This window comes from Geomonas limicola, from assembly GCF_014193675.1.
Taxonomy (GTDB): domain Bacteria; phylum Desulfobacterota; class Desulfuromonadia; order Geobacterales; family Geobacteraceae; genus Geomonas; species Geomonas limicola.
In genome coordinates this window covers 187,929-202,718 of record NZ_BLXZ01000001.1, presented here as the reverse complement: position 1 = coordinate 202,718, position 14,790 = coordinate 187,929, and the positions used below count along the sequence as shown (strand labels likewise).

9 protein-coding genes and 2 riboswitches are annotated in these 14,790 nt (G+C 61.0%); of the genes, 4 read left to right on the top strand and 5 right to left on the bottom strand.

Translation table 11 applies throughout. The annotated features are described in order from the left end of the window. Positions 1–16 precede the first annotated feature (16 nt). Positions 17–2,731, bottom strand: a complete 2,715-nt coding sequence (locus tag H7688_RS00795) for an NHL repeat-containing protein (RefSeq protein ID WP_183359123.1) — start codon at positions 2,729–2,731, stop codon at positions 17–19. 46 nt (positions 2,732–2,777) lie between these two features. Continuing rightward, entirely contained in the window at positions 2,778–4,019 is a 1,242-nt protein-coding gene (locus tag H7688_RS00790) for a CxxxxCH/CxxCH domain-containing protein (RefSeq protein ID WP_183359122.1), read from the bottom strand. 122 nt (positions 4,020–4,141) lie between these two features. Next, a riboswitch (cyclic di-GMP riboswitch) is annotated at positions 4,142–4,217 on the bottom strand. Positions 4,218–4,348: 131 nt separating this feature from the next. Further along, positions 4,349–4,423: riboswitch (cyclic di-GMP riboswitch) on the bottom strand. 602 nt (positions 4,424–5,025) lie between these two features. Here H7688_RS00790 and H7688_RS00785 point away from each other — a divergent pair. After that, positions 5,026–7,083, top strand: a complete 2,058-nt coding sequence (locus tag H7688_RS00785; protein ID WP_183359121.1) for a M1 family metallopeptidase — start codon at positions 5,026–5,028, stop codon at positions 7,081–7,083. 543 nt (positions 7,084–7,626) lie between these two features. On the opposite strand, the gene H7688_RS00780 is transcribed toward H7688_RS00785, so the two are convergent. After that, positions 7,627–7,800 carry a hypothetical protein gene (locus tag H7688_RS00780; protein WP_183359120.1) on the bottom strand — a complete coding sequence of 58 codons (174 nt, stop codon included), beginning with the start codon at positions 7,798–7,800 and terminating at the stop codon, positions 7,627–7,629. Between H7688_RS00780 and H7688_RS00775 the strand changes: the two genes are divergently transcribed. Next, a complete protein-coding gene (locus tag H7688_RS00775) occupies positions 7,784–8,602 on the top strand; it encodes a flagellin N-terminal helical domain-containing protein (protein ID WP_183359118.1) in 819 nt (272 codons plus the stop codon). The genes H7688_RS00780 and H7688_RS00775 overlap by 17 nt on opposite strands. A gap of 487 nt (positions 8,603–9,089) precedes the next feature. Beyond that, positions 9,090–9,302 carry a GSU3473 family protein gene (locus tag H7688_RS22535; protein ID WP_246329663.1) on the top strand — a complete coding sequence of 71 codons (213 nt, stop codon included), beginning with the start codon at positions 9,090–9,092 and terminating at the stop codon, positions 9,300–9,302. Between the two features lie 159 nt (positions 9,303–9,461). Here H7688_RS22535 and H7688_RS00770 read toward each other — a convergent pair whose 3' ends face one another. Both H7688_RS00770 and H7688_RS22530 read right to left on the bottom strand, forming a co-directional pair. Then, positions 9,462–10,175 (bottom strand): CAAX prenyl protease-related protein, encoded by a 714-nt coding sequence (locus tag H7688_RS00770; protein WP_183359116.1) that lies wholly within the window; start codon positions 10,173–10,175, stop codon positions 9,462–9,464. A 589-nt stretch (positions 10,176–10,764) separates the two neighbouring features. Beyond that, a complete protein-coding gene (locus H7688_RS22530; RefSeq protein ID WP_246329662.1) occupies positions 10,765–11,409 on the bottom strand; it encodes a PEP-CTERM sorting domain-containing protein in 645 nt (214 codons plus the stop codon). 713 nt (positions 11,410–12,122) lie between these two features. On the opposite strand from H7688_RS22530, the gene prsT reads away from it, so the two are divergent. After that, positions 12,123–14,771, top strand: coding sequence for an XrtA/PEP-CTERM system TPR-repeat protein PrsT (prsT, locus tag H7688_RS00760; RefSeq protein WP_183359114.1), 2,649 nt, complete (start codon positions 12,123–12,125; stop codon positions 14,769–14,771). Positions 14,772–14,790: the final 19 nt, after the last annotated feature.

Here is a 14,790-nt window from a genome sequence, read left to right as displayed (position 1 = left end):
TGATCCTCGTACGCTTCTACCAGGGCTTGCCGACAACGCGCATCATGATGACCACGACGTCCTCGATGTCGATCTTGCCGTCGGGAATGGGGGTGCCGTTGGCCAGGGGGGCCACGTCGCCGTGCATCTTCTCCAGGAGGCCGGCCTGTCGCGCGCCGGTGGCGATCTTAAGGGCCTCGAGCGCATCGCCTATGCCGGGAACGCCGACCTGTCCGGCGATCTCCGAGGGGGTCAGCACCCCGTTGCGGGTGGTGGCCCCGGTGGGGGTGACCGCGGTGACGCTTAAGCTTGCCGGATCGTAGCTGGCTCCGGAGAGATCCAGGGTGCTCACCCCGTTCACCGTGCTGACAGCGCCGGTCACCGGGCCGTTTTTATCGCGCACCACCAGGGTCACGCCGGTCCCGACACTGAGCTTGAGCGGGTTCGCCGCGTCCAGGGTGACCGGCGGCGGGGTCGGATCGGCCACCACGATGCTGCGCAGCGCACTCGCCGAGTTCCCCAGCGCGTCCAGGGCGGTGAGGGAGAGCGTGTGGCTTCCGACGGCGAGGTTACCCAGGGGGATGCTGAACCCACCGTTGGCAGCGAGGTTCACGGTAAGGTTCGCCCCGTCCAGGGTGGCGAGCAGGTTGGCACCCGGGGTGGTCGTGCCGGTGACGCTCACCGCCTGGCTGGTACCGGCGGCCAGTATGGCATTTTGCGACGGGGCGCTGATGGTGAGCGCCGGGGCGCCCGGGTCGTAGCTGACGCTGGCGCGGGCCGTCGAACTGAGGCTGCCCAGGGTGGCCGTGGCGAGGATGGTGCTGGTTCCCGGGGCGAGGGTGACGGGGGCGCTCCAGTTATTGCCGCTTACCGTGACCGGGACGCTCACGCCGGCGACGCTCACCTGGACCGTGCTCCCGGCGCTTACGCTCCCGGTGAGGGTGAGTGCCGCGCTGGGGACCGAGGAGCCATCCGGTACCCCGATGGTCAGCACCGGTGCCGTCGGTGCGAAGTTGATGCTGCTGCGCACCGTGGCGCTTTGGTTGCCGACGCTGTCCACCGCCTGCACGTCGATGCTGTTACTCCCCACCACGAGGAATACCCCGGTAGAGAAGGAACCGTTCACCACCGGGAGCGCCGGGAGTGCCTGGCCGTTCACGGTGATGCGTACCGTGCAGGGGAGGGCGTCGCTGACCGTTCCGGAAACGGTCAAAAGCTGGTTGCTGGTGGTACTGCCGCTCGGCAAGAGCGCAACATCGAGGACCGGTGCCACCGAGTTGAGCGTGATGTTGATGCTGGCGCTCGCGCTGCTGAAGGAGGCGTTTGCCGCGGAGATCTGGAAGGTGTTGAGGCCTTGTGCGAGCGTGGTCGGGTAGCTCCAGGTGCCGCCGGACACGGTGGCCGCGTTGCCGTTCACCGTCACGGTCGAGCCGGGCTGCACGGTGCCGCTCAAGGTCTGGGCCGCAGTCGCGGTGAGGCTCGGCAGCGCGTTCACGGTAAGCGGGGTAACGGCTCCGCCAGACCCGGTAACGAAGACGCTTACCAGGGTGCTGGTGGTCGCGCCGCTCGTGTTGTCGGTAGCGGTGACGGTGAACTGGTTGGTACCAAGGGCCAGGCCGGTGACCGGGGCGCTCCAGGTGGTACCGCCGGTGACCGCTCCAACCAGGGCCGAGGTACTTGCCGTGATGTGCACCGTGGCGTTGGCGGCCACCGTGCCGCTTATGGTGAGCGCCGTGAGGTTGGTGGCCAGGGGGAGCGTGTTGATGCTCAGGGCCGGGCCGTTGCCGGTCGAACCGCTGCTTGCCGGGATCTCGATCCCGAACAGGGTCAGGTTGCCGAAGCCGTTGGCTACCACCAGCCGCGGGTTGCGGGCGTCGAAGGCGTCATAGATGAGATCGGTGGGGACCACCAGCTTGCCGCTCCCCTTGCCGTAGCTTCCGATCACCCGGAGGAAGGAGCCACTGGTCAGATCGATCGCCTGGATGTTGCTCTGGAAGGCATCCACCACGTACATGACGGTGCCCGAGGCGGTGGCCCCGAAGGCGACCCCCTGCGGGGCGCCGAACTTGAGGGAACCAAGACCCGGCGACCCGATGGACTGAACGAAGCTGCCGGTAGTGGTGAAAAACTGTACCCGGCTGTTCAGGGTATCCACCACGGCGAGCTGGCCGCTTGTGGGCTCAAAGGCGATGGCGCTTGGCTGCGAGAACTGGCCGGTGGCCTTGCCGGCCGTACCGAAGCTGTTCACCGGTTTGCCGGCACCTGCGCCCCCGAGCGCGACCGGTGCCCCCTGGGGGGTAAAGACCTGGACACAGTTGTCCAGGCTGTCTACCACGTAGAGGTAGCCGGCGTTGTCGATGGCGATGCCGTTGGCCATCTTGAACTGTCCCTGGCCCGCACCCAGTTTGAACTTCTCGACCCCCGCCGCGGAGAGGACCGATACCGAGGTCCCCTGGCTCACCACCAGGTCCCCGGATGCGGTCACCGCGATCCCCTGGGGTTTTTTCAGGGTGGTGATGCTCCGCACCAGTTTGCCGTCGTTGCCGAAGACCAGGATGCCGCCGGCTCGCGGGTCGGTGAGGTAGAGGTTGCCGCTCGTGTCGCCGGCCAGGCGTACCGGTGTGCCGATCTGCTCGGTGACCGAAGGGAGGTTGGTCACCGTGGGGGGGACGACCGCCCGGGCCGCTCCCGTGGCCAGAGGACCGAGCAGAACGAGGCTGAGAATCAAGGTAGTGAGGCTGGGCATCTTCATGTAAGGCTCTCCGTGCTCTCTCAATGCGCGCTGGTAGGAGGTGTCCCTACCAGGACCTGCGGTCGCTGTGGCAGGCGCCGGCGGTGTTGCCGTTGGGCGCCAGGACAGGCGGCATGCAGCTTTGCTGGGTCGCGTTGTAGCTCAGGTAGCTCCTCATGGTTGCGGAGGGGGCGAGCTCGAAGCTGGTCGTGGCGAGGCCGCTGAAGTGAGAAGCCCCTTGGACGGTGACGGTCATGTCATGGCAGTCGGTGCAGGCAAGCCCTGCGGTGTTGAGGTGGAAGGCGTGCTGGCCGCTTCTGAAACTGTTGTACTGGGGCGGGTTGGTCGGAGTCGCCGTGCCGTCAGTGTGGCATTTGAGGCAGTCGGTGGCGACAGCGATGCTCCCGGTGCTCCCCCAGACCGGGGTAAGGATGCCGCCGTGGCAGCTGACGGCACTGCAGTTCTTGGGACCGGTGATGGCGGCCGTGCCGGATTTGGCGTTGAGGGTACTCGGGAAGGCGAGGGTGACCGTGCCGCTGCCGTGGTTCGCGCTGCCGGAGCCGCCGCCTGAGTGGCAGCTGGCGCAGGCGATCCCCGCAATGGCGAGGTGCGCCGCGTGGGATCCGGTGGCAGGCGGGTTGCCATGGCAGGAAACGCAGGTCCCCGGCGTGGGGAGGGTTCCCAGCGCAAGCGAGGTGTGGCAGCTGCGGCAGGCGGGGCCTACGCCGCCCGAGGCGACGCCGCCGAAGTCGGCGCCGTGGCACAGGGCGCAGGCGTTGATCTGGTTGCCGGAACTGCTGTGGCCGGTCCAGGGCACCGGGTGGGCGGCGTTGGGCTCCGGCTGTGCCGGGGTGTTCAGGTTATGGCATCCCGAGGCCTCGCACCCGGCAGTGAGGGAACCGATCACCAGGTTGAAGCGCGGATTGCTACCCGGACCGCCGGCCGTCGCATGGCAGACCTGGCAGTCCACCAGGTTCGCCTTGGCGACCGGGCCGTGCAGGCTGCCGGCAGTGAAGGGGAGGGCGTGCGGGACCCGGCGCGGGCCATGGCCACCGGTATGGCAGCTGGCGAGCCCCCCTTGGTTGAAACAGTCGATCTTCGTGATGCCACCGGTCAGGTCCGCGCCGTGGCACTCGGTACAGGAGGCGGGATCTTGCTGGTAGACGCGCCGGTGCTCGACCAGCCAGTTTGCGGCGTGTTTGCCGACGGCGCTCAAGGTGGGGGCCTGGCTGTTGGCCTTGCCGCAGCCCCAGAGGGCGAGGCAGCACAAGGCGAGGAGGAGGCGCTTCAGGTGGATCGTATGGGGCATCTGGTTCTCCCTGGTCCGGCCCGTCCTGGGTGCTTGCCTAATCAAGCGAAAAGACGGCCGAAATCTCGGTACGTTGCAGTCGCGGGCACAAAAAAAGCCGGGACGCGAATATCTGGCGATATTTCGGCATCCCGGCTGTCTCGGTGAGACCCTTAGGCTTTCCGCCCCATCCTCGCGGATGGTTGAGTATTATCGTGTATCTAAGAACAGGGTCCATTTCGGGGCTGGTGCCTCGAGGTGGACCGGTATTTCCAAAAACTGGTCTGCCTGGTCGTTATTCTCCGTGTTCAGAAAACAAAAGAGCCGGGGCGCAAAATATCGCATGATATTTCGGCATCCCGGCTGTCTCAGTGAGACCCTAGGCTTTCCGCCCCATTCTCGCGAATGGTTGAGTTTTGTCGTCTATCATTGCTCAGGGGCCGATAACCGGACCTGGCTCAGGGTATGTAACTGCCGCCAATCAATCCGGTAACTCGATGTGATTGGCGTATAACTACCGATATTATCGTTGATTAGTGGGAGGCGTTCTATTTATACCTTAACGAAGCCGATAATGTCAAACAAATATTTCGGTTTCGGAATGTGCTTTGAGATAAAAATGATCTTTTTGGGCTCTCGAGTCAGTTGAGCCCTTGGCCACTGTCTGTGATCTGCGTATTGCACCCTGTGGGATACTCTGGTAGAAGTTGACATAAGACCGCCACTGTCACAAAGTGTGCGGTATCCCAGGCGGTAACAGGTACTTTTGACAGTTTTCGCCGATGCAGATACTGGCAGCTGCGCCGTCGATGTTGTCGGTCATCAAATAGCTTCGGAATCGAAACACCCAGGAGCGCTGCCACAGGCAGCACGGCAGGTGGCCGACCTGGCGGCGTTCGGTCGGGCTCCGGCCCCTTTCCGCGTTCCGCCTTCCGTTTCCGGCCGCCCGCTTCGTGAGGCCGTCCGTACTCGTCGCTGCCTGACATGCACCACCAGCCCCCCACACTCGTACCGCGAGGTGATCGTGATGAAGATAGTTTCCCTTTTGCTGCCGCTTGGCATGCTGCTCGGTGCCGTGACTGCCTGCGAGGCCCGCACGCCCCAAGTGGTGAACCAGGAGGTCTCGGTTCGCCTGGAACCGGCTCAGCACGAGCTTTCCGGCTCGAGCAGCGTACGTTTCGCGGCCGGGACTGGCGCTGTAGAGTTCCGGCTCTCCCAAGGTGCAGAGATACGTGCGGTGACATGCGCCGGCAGACCGCTCCCCTACCGTTTCACCGGCGGTGTCTTGACCGCCGAACTGCCGAAAAGCGGTGCCGAACCAACCCTCACCATCGTGTACCGTGCCCGCTTCAACGATCCCGTCGCCGACAGCCCCGGGGCCAGCGAGGATCCCAGTTACGGGGTGAGCGGTACCATCACCGGCCAGGGGACCTTTTTAGGGGATTCTGCCGACTGGTATCCCGTGCCGGCGCAGGTACCCACGCGGCGCACCCTCACCGTGACGGCTCCAGCGGGAACCGAGGCGGTAAGCTTTGGCAGAAGGGTGACCCGGGAGACCCGGGACGGCATCACCCGCTCCACCTGGCAGGAATCCCACCCGGTCGGGGCGCTCTCCCTGTGTGCCGGACCTTACCGTGTCGAGGACCGGACCGTGGACGGGATCGAGTTGCACAGTTACCTCTATCCGGAGAACGCTGCGCTGTCGGGGCGCTACCTCGATGCCGCCGAACGCTACCTTAGGTTCTACAGCGGCCTCTTCGGTCCCTACCCCTTCGAGAAGTTCGCGGTGGTGGAGAACTTCTTCCAGACCGGCTACGGGTTTCCCTCGTTCACCCTGCTGGGTGGTGCGGTCCTGAGGCTCCCGTTTATAATCGACACCAGCTTTCCGCATGAGATCGCCCACTCCTGGTGGGGCAACGCGATCTCCATTGCACCTGGCTCCGGCAACTGGTGCGAGGGGCTGGTGACCTATCTGGCGGACTACTACCTCAAGGAGCGGCGCTCTGCTGCCGAGGCGCGCGACTACCGAGAACAGCTGCTCATCGACTTCGCCTCGCTGGTCTCCGGTGACAATGATTTTCCCCTGACCCGCTTCGAAAGGCGCAGCGATCCTTCCTCCCGGGCCATCGGTTACGGCAAGGCTGCCTTTGTGTTCCACATGATGCGTAGCCGCATCGGGGACGAGGCGTTTTTTGCGGGGCTGCGCCAGGTGGTGCGCGCCCACCTCTACGACAGTGCGTCCTGGAACGATTTCGCCGACGCCTTCTCGAAAAGTTCGGGGAAAGACCAGCACGCCTTCCTCGAACAGTGGCTGACGCGCCCGGGGGGACCCAGGCTGCGCCTCGTTGAGGTGGTGAACCGCAGGGAAAAAGAGGGGTGGAGCGTTGCCGGGAGGGTCGTTCAGGACGGGGCTGACTACCCCCTGGATGTGCCGCTGCGCCTGGAAGGGGAGGCGGGGAATGTCGAAACTCGGCTCGCCTTGGCGGGAAGGAGTACCCCCTTCCGGCTTGTCTCGAAAGGTGAGCCCAGGCGGGTGGTGCTCGACCCGGATGCCGAGGTGTTCCGCATCCTTACCCAGGAGGAGATTCCGGCAACCGTGAACAGTGTGAAGGGGTCCCGTCAGCTCCTGGGAGTGCGCACGGCCAACTGCCGAGCGGGGGCACAGGGTTTTAGCGACCTTCTGGCCTCCTTTTCCCAGCCGGGCACCCAGGTGGTGAGCGAGGAAGAGTTTAACCAGGGGCAGTTCGGGGACCGGGACCTGGTATTTTGCGGTGTCCCGCGCACACGGGAAAGCCTGCCGCGTCTCCCCGACGGGGTCCAGGTCGATCGGGAAGGGTTTACGGTGGCAGGAGAAGGCTACACTGGAACGGACGCCTCGCTCTTTCTGGTGCTGTCCCGTCCGGGTGCCGCCGGTCGGGTGAGCGCCCTCTACCAGCCACTCTCCGAAGCCGCGGCCGCGCAGTATGGACTCAAGATAACCCACTACGGCAAGTACGCGGAACTGGTCTTCGCGCGCGGAGCGAACCGGATAAAGGCCCGGCTGGCTGTCCCGGAAAGTGCCGCTGCCGTGCTTTTTAAACGTTGATCTACGCTGTGACGCTGCACCGAAACGCCCCCGTCTTGCCGTACTGGCAGCGGGGGCGTTCTTGCGTCAGGGGTTGGACTAGGGAAATACGGGAATTGCGCTGTCTGCCTTGACACTGTATACAACTGCTAGTAACTTTATACTTGCTAGCGTTACGTAGTGACTACTTAAGGCGAGGCGTTTATGAAACTACTGGTTCTCGGTATAGTCATAGTGTGGGTCCTGGTGAGCCTCATTGCTTTATTCCGCAAACGTGGCTAGCTTCAGTCACAGGCTGGACCCAGTCCGGCACCACGTCATTTAATTGTCCTGCCCAGACAATTCCCGTCAATCTTCTTTTCCTGCCTCTTCAGCTTGTCTGTCCTTCGTATTCTCACCTTTCTCCACCTGACGTTTCGGTCGCTCTCCTTCAGGGAGCACTCGTCAGCTTCCGCGTCTGAGCGCCACGGCCTTCAGACGGCGCGCAGTCGCCACCCGCACCGTACGGTGCGCACATCCTCGCCGTACCTCTTCAAAAAATTTATTACCTGTAATTAAAAAACACTAAAGATACCGAATCGCCCAACCGATACCTTCTCCAGGTGTGCAGGAAAACCGGGAGACGAAGCCGGCCACTTCGTCACCGGCCTTTTCGGCGCTGAGCATGTCCGACGCAAAACCACCGGCAGAAAGCCGGGCTGCCCAGAAAAGGAGAAGAACCATGACAGTGAACGACATCTCGTTGACCTCCGGAATGCGGTCTAACCTCCTCAACCTGCAGAGCACCAGTACGCTTCTAAACAGAACCCAGCTGAGGCTCTCCTCGGGAAAAAAGGTAAACAGCGCACTGGACAACCCCACCAACTTTTTTGCGGCACAAAACGCAAGCCAGCGCGCCAGCGACCTCTCCGACCGCAAGGACGGGATGTCGGAGGCCGTGCAGACTGTCAACGCCACTAATGCAGGTATCACGGCCATCACCGGGCTCATCAACGCTGCCAAGGGTGTCGCCCAGTCGGCGCTTTCCACCAGCGACACCAACGTCCAGTCCAAGCTGGCGGCCCAGTACGACACCATCCGCTCCCAGATCGACAACATCTCCTCGGATTCCGGTTACCGTGGCCTCAACCTGCTTACTTCGATCAACACCTTGACGGTCAACTTCAACGAGGCCGCCTCCTCGAAACTGGATGTCATCGGTTTCCTTGCCAACTCGACAGGTCTGAGCCTCTCAGCGGCCGGGGGCAACTGGCAGGCCACCTCGAGCATCACCGCTGATTCGGCCAAGATGGACACGGCCATCTCGACCCTGCGCACCAACACCCAGACCTTGGCCGCCAACCTGAACATCATCACCACGCGGCAGAGTTTTACCGACAGTATGATCAACACCCTGCTGACCGGTTCCGACAACCTGACCCTCGCCGACATGAACGAAGAAGGCGCCAACATGTTGATGCTGCAGACGCGGCAGTCGCTGGGCACCACCTCCTTAAGCCTCTCGTCTCAGGCTGCCCAGGCCATCCTGAAACTGTTCTAACAACGGGGCGGCGGGACGCGCCTGCGTTTCGCCGCCTTTCCTGGAGGGCATCCGATGAGCAAACCCGTTGATCCTCTGGTTCACTCGCCCCTTGGACCTGCCGGGGCCCCATGTGTCCCTTCACGCCGGGAAGACGCGCTGTCCGAGCCGGTTGGCACCGGCCCCGCACCCGCCGCTAACACAGATACTCCGGCGCAAGTGGGGGTCTCCGCACTGCACAGCCGCGCTGGACGCTGCGCCTGCCGGGAGATTCCCCTGGATCTGTTTCGGGAGGGGGCCAACATCTCGGAGCTCAGTCTGCGCCAGTCGCGCTGCCTCACCCCGCTCACTCTCTCATCGCGGGCCGCCCAGGATCTCTTGCGGCAGTTTTAAGGGGATCGACTTGCCGGTTTCTCATTAGGTTGCCGGCACTGAATTTGCACGTTGAGGATGCTGCCCTTAGGGTTTCCCTGGGCCGTGTGAACGACCAGAGCGTCAGGAGGGGACCATGCTTGTTCAGGTAAACTGGACCAACAACCGGTATGACTACGTCAAGGACTTTATGCTGGACAGTCTTATCGAGGCGGGAGTGGTTGCCAGATTTTTGCGTAGTTCCGGATGGGTGACCATCGGAGTAGATCCTATAAGGACCAGCTCTCAAAGCCCCAGGTTTGACGGGGTGGAGCGGCGCGCATTGCACCGTTCCCAGTCGGCGGGGTAACCTGCGCAGACAAAATGCCGTGTTGGAATCCTTTACACGAGGAGCGCACGGCTGTCGGTTAAATTTACACAGCTGCACGACAAGGGGTGGCGCCAGATAGGCGTGACCCTTTTGTTTTTTCTGCTCCCCGACCGCCCTGGGTCCTTACCTGTCGGTGGGCTACCAGAAGTACCACCTGCCGGTGCTAAGCACGTAGACAGCCAGAGCAAGGTTGGTGACGGCATGGGCCAGCACGCATTGTGAGATGCTGCGGGTTGCGTAGTAAAGCGCGTTGTAGATGGCTCCGGCGATCATGCCGGCGATGATGAAGTGATGTTCAAGGCCGAAAAGAACGGTTGTCGCCGCAAAGGAAAACCAGCTGAAGCGCCCTATCGGCACCTTCTCGAAGTCGGCGTCGATGAGGTAGCGCAGCATGAACGAACGCCAGAAGAGCTCCTCCATGAGCGGCACAACGAGCACCGCGCCGGCCACCCGTACCGCGGTCATAAGGATGCGGATTGCGCCGTCGGGAAGCAGTTCAGGGTTGAATCCGGCAGGGGAACCCGATACGGCGAAGACCCAGTCTGTCCAGACCCAGATGGTGCAGGTGATGAGAGCGACGACAACGCTGAGGGCGCTGTTGCGAACGTTGGCAAGGTCGCGCCAGAACAGTTCACGGTAGTGCTGTCGGTAGAAATATAGAAGTGCTGCAACGGCGCAGGCTTTAATCGGGTACAGGTAGTACAGCGTAGTCGGCCCAAGTTCGAAGAGGCCGCGCCGCCCCAGGACTTCGAGGCCTTCGCTTAAGCCAATGAAGAGCATGAACAGGACAAAGGGGAGGGCACGGGGGTAGAGAGCCTGGTTGTGCGGGGCTGCAATCGTAGGTGCGGTCATCGAGGCTCCATGGCGTTGCTGGGATCCGGGTGCCGCAGACGGGCACTCCTGGCACTGTTCACTGGCCCTATTATGCAACGCAGGTGCCAGTATCCTCACGATCAGGTAATAGGCAGTAACAGGATTAATCGTGCGAAGACGGCTACTTGTGAATTAAGCGTTGGTTGGGCGACCTATGGGGAACCTGCCTGCACCCGACGACTGCCGGCGTTTCGGGCAGCAAGCCCATGATCTCGACAGGTTGTGCTATTGCAGCCGCCCTTTAAGTGTGGTGCTGCTAGCATGAGCCCAGGGACGACGGCTGAGTCGCAATTGCGTGCCGTTAAGTAGACGGGCCGGGCCCCCCATCAGGGAGGCTCGTGACGGAGGTGCTCCTGCTCGGGGCCATTTCCCCGAGAATGCTGCGGCATATGGCCAGGGGCAGTGAGGTAATGAATGGAGTGATATGGAGTGAAAATTGAGTCTAAACCCTGATTGGGAGGGGACTAAACAGGATAGTGTCGGAATTGTTTACAGCATCCTTTCAGAACTGCAAAAAAAATGGCGGCACCGAAGTGCCGCCATTTTTTCATTTGTTCAAGATACCTCGTTAGGCATTTTTGCGGCGTTTGCCGTAAATTGCCAGGCCAAGGAAGCCGGCGCCCAAAAGCATCATGGTGCCCGGCTCAGGAACCGGGGTGAGCTGAAGGGAGGCCGTGGTCAGCGAAGAACCGGGGCCCATGTTGATCATCAGGAACTCGGTGAGAGAAAATGGGTCAGTGATGGTCGGAAGAAGTTTAGTCTCAAAGCTGGTGGCGAAACTCGGTACATCCATGTCCGAAATCAGGTGCGACATATCGAAAAGGCCAGAACCATAGAATGTTTCGAGGTCAACGTTAGTTCCGAGTTGGTAGGTAAGGCCGGTCTTAGCGGTAGCCCCCATTCCATTCGGCATCGAGATGTTGTAAGGCTCATCACTAACCTGAATCCAGAGGCTTCCACCACTTGTGAAGTTGGTCCAGATATTCGTCGTGTTGAGAGCCGCCAAGTTCGGGAGTTTCACCGTCGAAGAGGTGATGGTCATAAGGTCAGAGTTCAGTCCTGGTATTGAGATACTCAGGAATCCGGTGTTACTTGATGCCTCCTGGTAGGAAACACCTAGGTCTGTTGAGTACTTCACCGTTAAAGCCTGTGCCGCGGTCGTCATACCGACGAACAGCATTGCCCCTGCCAATAGTGCCACCAATTTCTTCATGTCTGCCTCCTATAGTATTGAGTAGCTGGTGCCCCAAGAAAAGTGTCTTTGTCCTATAAAAGCAAACCATGTGCCAATTTTAAAAAAGGCGTAATTGCAGTGAGTTCCCTGTTTTAGCCCGCGGAGGGCGCGGCGTTGTTGTAAAGGACTCCGACAGGGGACTGGCAGCACATCGTGAAGGTAACGGCACAGCACAAGGCGCTATCCTTTCGGGATTGCAAGATTTTGTCAGCCAGTTGGGGCCGCAGTCGTTATGTGAGAGAGGGAGAACCCGAATTTTGTCCGTGCTGCAGGCCCTGGTATGAGTGTAAAGAATTGCTACAAAAGTTCTTACGGTTGGAGAGTACTCGGTCCTGGATGGGTTTCCACGGGAATGATAACCCGGTAGAGAGTCAAGGCTTGATTGGAGCCATTCTACAGCGGCGCCTTGACTCATTGGGTATCTTTTAAAAATGTGTCCGGTCACATTATAAGAATGGTCGATTGACGGCGCACGAAGGCCAGTGCTGGCAATACAGTCAAATTCCCCTGCTTTACTGTGGTATTTAACATTTTACCGATAAATCAGCGGAAAATTATCCAGGCGTGCCTGCTGTAATTGCGAATTTAGTTGAAAAGTTCTCGCGTATCTGTTAAGAAATCCGACAGCAAGCTCTAATTTTCTATCCTTAACCCTGTCGAGTGTTTGTGGCATTGCTTTGGAGGGTACATACATGAAAAAAATGTTATGCCTGATGTTGGTCTCTTGGTTAGCCTGTGCAGGATGCGGCAGCAAGTCAAAAGAGTCCCTCTATGACGAAGGGATGAAACAGCTCAAAGCATCCAATCCTTCGGCTGCCGTCGTCTACTTTAAGAATGCCCTCGAGAAAGACAGCAACTACAGCGACGCCCGGTTCCAGTTGGCCAAAGCATATGCCGAACTTGGCAAACACGAGCAGGCTGAGAAAGAGTTCACCAAGGTGTTGAAGCAGGAACCGTCCCGGGACGAGTGCTTCTTGGAGTTGGCCAAGATCAGCAACGCCACCGGCAAGGGGCCCCAAGGGTTCACCCTCGGCGAACAGTACTTGGCCAAACACCCGGGCGCTGTGGAAGGACTCGAGGTACTCGGGATCTCCTGCGCCGCCCAAAAAAAATACGGCGACGCCCTCAACTACCTTAACCAGGCACTCAAGGCGCAGCCGACCCGCAGCTCCACCAAGCTGGAACTTGCGGCGATCCTTGCAGTTACCGGTCAGGTTGACCAGGCACGCGCCTACCTGAATGACGTGGTGCAAAACGAGGCGAAGCCCTTGAAGGCTCTCTACATGCTGGCTGCCCTCGAGAAGACGGCCGGCAAGAGCGATCAGGCCGTCACCCTCTATAACAAGATCCTGCAACTCGACCCCAACCAGACCCAGGCCCAGTACAAGATCGGCCTGATCCTCATTGAGAAGGGGGATCTCGCCAAGGCTGGGACCCAGGCTGAGGAGATGATCAAGTCCCATCCGAAGAAAGGGGACGGTTACCGGCTTAAAGGGTTGGTGAGCTACTTCTCGCGCAACTATGGTGAGGCGATAACGGCATTGCAGCAGTCGGTCAAGATGGCCCCGACAATTGAGGGGTACCAGTACCTCGGTCTTAGCTATTACAACAAAGGAGAGCTGGAAACTGCCCTGAGCCAGTTCAGGATCATCCTGGACCGCGTCCCCAATTCTCGGGCCGCACGGCTCATGGTGGCCCAGACCCTGCTGACCCAAAAGCGTACCGACGACGCCATAGCTGAGATCAAGAAGGCTCTCGCGGTGGACGACAACGATGCCGGGGCACACAACATGCTGGCCAGCGCTTACCTCGCCCAAGGGCTCTTCGAGGACGGCATGCGGGAACTGAACCGCGCGACGCAGATCGACCCGAAACTGGTTTCCGCACATCTGAAAAAGGGAGCCCTCTTCCTCAGCAAGGGGCAAAGCGCGCAAGGGGAGTCGGAGCTTGCCGCTGCGGTGCAGGTCGCTCCCAACGCGCTGAACAGCCGTCTGTTGCTGGCGTCCTACTACCAGCGCCAGGGCAAAACTGCCAAGGCGGCTGCCACCTTGAATGCCGGTCTCACCGGCGGCAAGGACGATGCGCCGCTTTTGAACGCGCTGGCTGCGCTCCACTTCAGTACCGGAAACAAAAATGAAGGGGTGCAGTGCCTCGAGAAGGCCAAGCGGGTTAACCCCGCCTTTGCTGGCTCTTATCAGAACCTCGCCGGTTTCTATGCGGTTTCGGGTGATTACCCGAAGGCGATGGCCGAATTCACGGCCCAGCTCAAACAGACCCCAGGCAACGTTCGCGCGCTGTTTGGCCTGGCTGCCTTGAGCGAGATCAGCGGTAAGGACGCCGACGCCTTGGGGTACTACCAGCAGGCCGCCCAGACCAAGGCTGTCGAGGCGCAGCTTGCCTTGGCGAGCTACCTGCAGAAGAAAGGGAAGGCCGACAAGGCGCTTGAGACCATCGATCAAGCGCTCAAGCAGGACCAGCGCTCCCAGCCGTTGTGGGAGGCTAAGGGACGGCTTCTCTTGGCGCAGCAGGAGTACCGCAAGGCGCTCAAGGCGTTCGACGAGGTGGAAGCTCTGAACGAGACCCAGGGAATCGGCCTAAAGATTGGGACCTACCTCGCCATGCACGAGGGGCCCAAGGCGGTCGAGCAGGCGGGGCGGCTGATCTCCAAGCATCCTGCCTCTCCCGATGGCTACCTGGTGCTCGCCTCGATCTACCAGCGTTTGAAGGACCTTCCGATGGCAATCGGGGAAGTGAACAAGGCAATCAAGGCCGACCCACAGAATGTCGAGGCGCGGCTGGCACTTGGGGGGCTGTACCTCGAGCAGAAGGACCTGGCAAAGGCTCAGACCGTGTACCAGGAAGCGCTCAAGCAGCACCCCAATTCGGTACCGGTACAGTTTGCCATCGGCAACCTGTGCGACCTCGGAGGCAAGAAGCAGGAGGCCCTGCAGCGCTACCGCAGCATCGTGGCACAGCACGAAAACTTCGCCCCAGCGCTTAACAACCTGGCCTATCTGTGCGCCGACGGCTACGGCAACAAGGAAGACGCCCTGCGTTACGCGATCAGCGCTTTTAGGCTCCAGCCGGGTAACCCCGGGGTAATGGACACCGTGGGCTACGCTCTTTTGCGCAACGGCAAGACCGCCGAGGCGGTAAAGGTCATGGAGCGGGCCGCGCAGCAACTGCCCCAAGACCCCTCGGTGCACTACCACCTGGGTCTCGCCTATTACCAGGCCGGAGATCGGGCCAAATCCCAGCAGGCGCTTCAGAAGTCACTGTCTCTGGGGGAGGGGCCGGACAGCAAGGCGACCCGCCAGTTGCTTGCCCAACTTAAGAAGTAACCGCAGTACCGGCGGGTGC

Coding starts and splice junctions, on each gene's coding strand:
- H7688_RS22530 (WP_246329662.1), bottom strand. CDS start 11,409: ATGAAGAAATTGGTGGCACTATTGGCAGGGGCAATGCTGTTCGTCGGT.
- H7688_RS00785 (WP_183359121.1), top strand. CDS start 5,026: ATGAAGATAGTTTCCCTTTTGCTGCCGCTTGGCATGCTGCTCGGTGCC.
- H7688_RS00795 (WP_183359123.1), bottom strand. CDS start 2,731: ATGAAGATGCCCAGCCTCACTACCTTGATTCTCAGCCTCGTTCTGCTC.
- H7688_RS00775 (WP_183359118.1), top strand. CDS start 7,784: ATGACAGTGAACGACATCTCGTTGACCTCCGGAATGCGGTCTAACCTC.
- H7688_RS00780 (WP_183359120.1), bottom strand. CDS start 7,800: ATGTCGTTCACTGTCATGGTTCTTCTCCTTTTCTGGGCAGCCCGGCTT.
- H7688_RS00790 (WP_183359122.1), bottom strand. CDS start 4,019: ATGCCCCATACGATCCACCTGAAGCGCCTCCTCCTCGCCTTGTGCTGC.
- H7688_RS22535 (WP_246329663.1), top strand. CDS start 9,090: ATGCTTGTTCAGGTAAACTGGACCAACAACCGGTATGACTACGTCAAG.
- prsT (WP_183359114.1), top strand. CDS start 12,123: ATGAAAAAAATGTTATGCCTGATGTTGGTCTCTTGGTTAGCCTGTGCA.
- H7688_RS00770 (WP_183359116.1), bottom strand. CDS start 10,175: ATGACCGCACCTACGATTGCAGCCCCGCACAACCAGGCTCTCTACCCC.